This window comes from Shewanella sp. SACH, assembly GCF_001887095.2.
Classification (GTDB): Bacteria; Pseudomonadota; Gammaproteobacteria; order Enterobacterales; family Shewanellaceae; genus Shewanella; species Shewanella baltica.
Genome location: NZ_MPDG02000013.1, coordinates 1 through 5,483, shown reverse-complemented (window position 1 = coordinate 5,483; position 5,483 = coordinate 1). Strand labels below are relative to the sequence as shown.

The 5,483-nt window shown below is 50.5% G+C and carries 2 tRNA genes and 3 rRNA genes; all 5 read right to left on the bottom strand.

From position 1 onward, the window contains the following. A 5S ribosomal RNA gene (gene rrf, locus BM607_RS21530) occupies positions 1 to 71 on the bottom strand; the annotation flags it as partial. A gap of 138 nt (positions 72 to 209) precedes the next feature. Then, positions 210 to 3,112, bottom strand: a 23S ribosomal RNA gene (locus tag BM607_RS21525). 362 nt (positions 3,113 to 3,474) lie between these two features. Beyond that, positions 3,475 to 3,550: transfer RNA gene (locus tag BM607_RS21520), tRNA-Ala, on the bottom strand. Positions 3,551 to 3,687: 137 nt separating this feature from the next. Next, a tRNA-Ile gene (locus BM607_RS21515) sits at positions 3,688 to 3,764 on the bottom strand. 163 nt (positions 3,765 to 3,927) lie between these two features. Then, positions 3,928 to 5,472: ribosomal RNA gene (locus tag BM607_RS21510) — 16S ribosomal RNA — on the bottom strand. Between the last annotated feature and the right edge of the window lie 11 nt (positions 5,473 to 5,483).

Sequence of the window (5,483 nt, the reverse complement as noted above, 5' to 3'; positions counted from 1 at the left end):
TCGGCGCGTTTGCGTTTCACTTCTGAGTTCGGGATGGGATCAGGTGGTTCCACAAGGCTATTGTCACCAAGCAAATTCTGTTTATTACCGTGTCCATCGCTGGCTCACGCTAATAATAATTCGGAAAGCTGATTTGCTTTGTTTGAGTTCACACTTCATTAAGTGTCGATATTCTGTCTAAGGCTTTTTGTAAAACCCATCTGGGTTGTATGGTTAAGCCTCTCGAGTCATTAGTACATGTTAGCTCAACGCCTCACAACGCTTACACACCATGCCTATCAACGTCCTAGTCTCGAACGGCTCTTTAGAGGAATTAAATTCCTAGGGATGACTCATCTTAGGGCTCGCTTCCCGCTTAGATGCTTTCAGCGGTTATCGATTCCGAACGTAGCTACCGGGCAATGCCATTGGCATGACAACCCGAACACCAGCGGTTCGTCCACTCCGGTCCTCTCGTACTAGGAGCAGCTCCCTTCAATCATCCAACGCCCACGGCAGATAGGGACCGAACTGTCTCACGACGTTCTGAACCCAGCTCGCGTACCACTTTAAATGGCGAACAGCCATACCCTTGGGACCGACTTCAGCCCCAGGATGTGATGAGCCGACATCGAGGTGCCAAACACCGCCGTCGATATGAACTCTTGGGCGGTATCAGCCTGTTATCCCCGGAGTACCTTTTATCCGTTGAGCGATGGCCCTTCCATTCAGAACCACCGGATCACTATGACCTACTTTCGTACCTGCTCGACGTGTATGTCTCGCAGTTAAGCTGGCTTATGCCATTGCACTAACCGTACGATGTCCGACCGTACTTAGCCAACCTTCGTGCTCCTCCGTTACTCTTTGGGAGGAGACCGCCCCAGTCAAACTACCCACCAGGCACTGTCCCTAATCCCGATAAGGGACCTAGGTTAGAACATCAAAACTACAAGGGTGGTATTTCAAGGACGACTCCATCATGACTAGCGTCACAACTTCAAAGTCTCCCACCTATCCTACACATGTAGGTTCAATGTTCAGTGCCAAGCTATAGTAAAGGTTCACGGGGTCTTTCCGTCTAGCCGCGGGTATACGGCATCTTCACCGCAATTTCAACTTCACTGAGTCTCGGCTGGAGACAGCGTGGCCATCATTACGCCATTCGTGCAGGTCGGAACTTACCCGACAAGGAATTTCGCTACCTTAGGACCGTTATAGTTACGGCCGCCGTTTACCGGGGCTTCGATCATGAGCTTCTCTTGCGATAACCCAATCAATTAACCTTCCGGCACCGGGCAGGCGTCACACCGTATACTTCCTCTTGCGAGTTTGCACAGTGCTGTGTTTTTGATAAACAGTTGCAGCCACCTGGTATCTGCGACTCCCGTCAGCTTAGAGAGCAAGTCTCATCACCAACAGGAGCGTACCTTCTCCCGAAGTTACGGTACCATTTTGCCTAGTTCCTTCAGCCGAGTTCTCTCAAGCGCCTTGGTATTCTCTACCCGACCACCTGTGTCGGTTTGGGGTACGATTCCCACTAACCTGAAGCTTAGAAGATTTTCCTGGAAGCATGGCATCAACTACTTCAGTCCCTTAGGACCTCGTCATCAGCTCTCAGTCTGCACACTAAAGTGCGATTCCCCGGATTTGCCTAAGAAATCAACCTACCACCTTAAACGCGGACTACCAACGCCGCGCTAGCCTAGCCTTCTCCGTCTCTCCATCGCAGTTAGCGGAAGTACAGAAATATTAATCTGTTTCCCATCGATTACGCCTTTCGGCCTCACCTTAGGGGTCGACTCACCCTGCCCCGATTAACGTTGGACAGGAACCCTTGGTCTTTCGGCGAGGGGGTTTTTCACCCCCTTTATCGTTACTCATGTCAGCATTCGCACTTCTGATACCTCCAGCGTGGGTTACCCCTTCACCTTCAACGGCTTACAGAACGCTCCTCTACCGCGCACAGTAAACTGTGCACCCGTAGCTTCGGTGACTAGCTTAGCCCCGTTACATCTTCCGCGCAGGCCGACTCGACTAGTGAGCTATTACGCTTTCTTTAAATGATGGCTGCTTCTAAGCCAACATCCTAGCTGTCTAAGCCTTCCCACATCGTTTCCCACTTAGCTAGTACTTTGGGACCTTAGCTGACGGTCTGGGTTGTTTCCCTTTTGACGACGGACGTTAGCACCCGCCGTCTGTCTCCCGAGTAGTACTCATTGGTATTCGGAGTTTGCAAAGGGTTGGTAAGTCGGGATGACCCCCTAGCCTTAACAGTGCTCTACCCCCAATGGTATTCGCTCGAGGCGCTACCTAAATAGCTTTCGAGGAGAACCAGATATCTCCCGGTTTGATTGGCCTTTCACCCCCAGCCACAAGTCATCCGCTAATTTTTCAACATTAGTCGGTTCGGTCCTCCAGTTGATGTTACTCAACCTTCAACCTGCCCATGGCTAGATCACCGGGTTTCGGGTCTACACCTTGCAACTAAACGCGCAGTTAACACTCGGTTTCCCTACGGCTCCGCTATTCGCTTAACCTCGCTACAAAATGTAAGTCGCTGACCCATTATACAAAAGGTACGCAGTCACGGTCTCAAGAACCGCTCCCACTGCTTGTACGTATACGGTTTCAGGTTCTATTTCACTCCCCTCACAGGGGTTCTTTTCGCCTTTCCCTCACGGTACTGGTTCACTATCGGTCAGTCAGGAGTATTTAGCCTTGGAGGATGGTCCCCCCATATTCAAACAGGATGTCACGTGTCCCGCCTTACTCGTTTTCATCAATGGTTAGTTTTCATGTACGGGGCTATCACCCTGTGCCGCTGTGCTTTCCAACACATTCCACTAACACCCCACTGACTTAAGGGCTAATCCCCGTTCGCTCGCCGCTACTAGGGGAATCTCGGTTGATTTCTTTTCCTCCGGGTACTTAGATGTTTCAGTTCCCCGGGTTCGCCTCGCAACACTATGTATTCATGTTGCGATAACAGCTTATGCTGCTGGGTTCCCCCATTCGGACATCGTTAGCTCAAATGCTTGTTACTAGCTCGCCAACGCTTTTCGCAAGTTACTACGTCCTTCATCGCCTCTGACTGCCAAGGCATCCACCGTATACGCTTAGTCGCTTAACCATACAACCCAAATGAGTTTCACTCATCTGAGTCGCATTGCGACCAGCTTGGTTTTACTTGTCTCACTTCTGACCAAAGAAGTGGACGCGCCTTAGACGTAAACTATTCAACTAAGAATAATTTACTTTTGAATATTCAAGACACTTAATAAAGTGTTTGAGAACTCATGTTCAATGCTTTCGCATTAAACGTTTTGTAATTAATTACATGACAGACTCATGCAATTAAATACTATCAGCTTTCCAAATTGTTAAAGAGCGGGCTTAAAAAAGCCAAAGATAATTTTTAAGTTTATCTTTGGCATCTCTATCCATAGTGCATATGCCTTATTACTTTGCAATAAAGTCAGAATAAGGTGTAAATGGTGGAGCTATGCGGGATCGAACCGCAGACCTCCTGCGTGCAAGGCAGGCGCTCTCCCAGCTGAGCTATAGCCCCATTTACATGCAGTGCGAGTAAGTAAGATGTTCCAAACCTCTAAAAGGATTGGTTTGCCAATCATTTCTTATCAAGGCGGACAGTGCCGACGTTTAGTTTACTAAACGAGTCACTTTCCAACGCTGAGAAGGAAGGATTGGTGGGTCAGAGTGGACTTGAACCACCGACCTCACCCTTATCAGGGGTGCGCTCTAACCAGCTGAGCTACAGACCCATCTTTTGATAAACCCATATTCATCTAGAACCACCGACCTCACCCTACTCTTTATGAGGGGATTGGGGTGCTAACCAGCTGAGCTACAGACTCATCTTTTACTCTTTCTTCTATCAAGCAAATCTGTGTGAACACTCAACAAACATTAAGTTAGTCGTATAGGTAAGGAGGTGATCCAGCCCCAGGTTCCCCTAGGGCTACCTTGTTACGACTTCACCCCAGTCATGAACCACAAAGTGGTGAGCGCCCCCCCGAAGGTTAAGCTACCCACTTCTTTTGCAGCCCACTCCCATGGTGTGACGGGCGGTGTGTACAAGGCCCGGGAACGTATTCACCGTGGCATTCTGATCCACGATTACTAGCGATTCCGACTTCATGGAGTCGAGTTGCAGACTCCAATCCGGACTACGACGAGCTTTGTGAGATTAGCTCCACCTCGCGGCTTTGCAACCCTCTGTACTCGCCATTGTAGCACGTGTGTAGCCCTACTCGTAAGGGCCATGATGACTTGACGTCGTCCCCACCTTCCTCCGGTTTATCACCGGCAGTCTCCCTAGAGTTCCCACCATTACGTGCTGGCAAATAAGGATAGGGGTTGCGCTCGTTGCGGGACTTAACCCAACATTTCACAACACGAGCTGACGACAGCCATGCAGCACCTGTCTCACGGTTCCCGAAGGCACTAAGCTATCTCTAGCGAATTCCGTGGATGTCAAGAGTAGGTAAGGTTCTTCGCGTTGCATCGAATTAAACCACATGCTCCACCGCTTGTGCGGGCCCCCGTCAATTCATTTGAGTTTTAACCTTGCGGCCGTACTCCCCAGGCGGTCTACTTAATGCGTTAGCTTGAGAGCCCAGTGTTCAAGACACCAAACTCCGAGTAGACATCGTTTACGGCGTGGACTACCAGGGTATCTAATCCTGTTTGCTCCCCACGCTTTCGTGCCTGAGCGTCAGTCTTTGTCCAGGGGGCCGCCTTCGCCACCGGTATTCCTCCAGATCTCTACGCATTTCACCGCTACACCTGGAATTCTACCCCCCTCTACAAGACTCTAGTTCGCCAGTTCGAAATGCAATTCCCAGGTTGAGCCCGGGGCTTTCACATCTCGCTTAACAAACCGCCTGCGCACGCTTTACGCCCAGTAATTCCGATTAACGCTCGGACCCTCCGTATTACCGCGGCTGCTGGCACGGAGTTAGCCGGTCCTTCTTCTGTAGGTAACGTCACAGCAACAGCGTATTAAGCTGCTACCTTTCCTCCCTACTGAAAGTGCTTTACAACCCGAAGGCCTTCTTCACACACGCGGCATGGCTGCATCAGGGTTTCCCCCATTGTGCAATATTCCCCACTGCTGCCTCCCGTAGGAGTCTGGGCCGTGTCTCAGTCCCAGTGTGGCTGATCATCCTCTCAGAACAGCTAGGGATCGTCGCCTTGGTGAGCCATTACCTCACCAACTAGCTAATCCCACCTAGGTTCATCCAATCGCGGAAGGCCCGAAGGTCCCCTCCTTTCCCCCGTAGGGCGTATGCGGTATTAGCAGTCGTTTCCAACTGTTATCCCCCTCGACTGGGCAGATCCCTAGGCATTACTCACCCGTCCGCCGCTCGCCGGCAAAGATAGTAAACTATCTTCCCGCTGCCGCTCGACTTGCATGTGTTAGGCCTGCCGCCAGCGTTCAATCTGAGCCATGATCAAACTCTTCAATTAAAGTTTTGTTG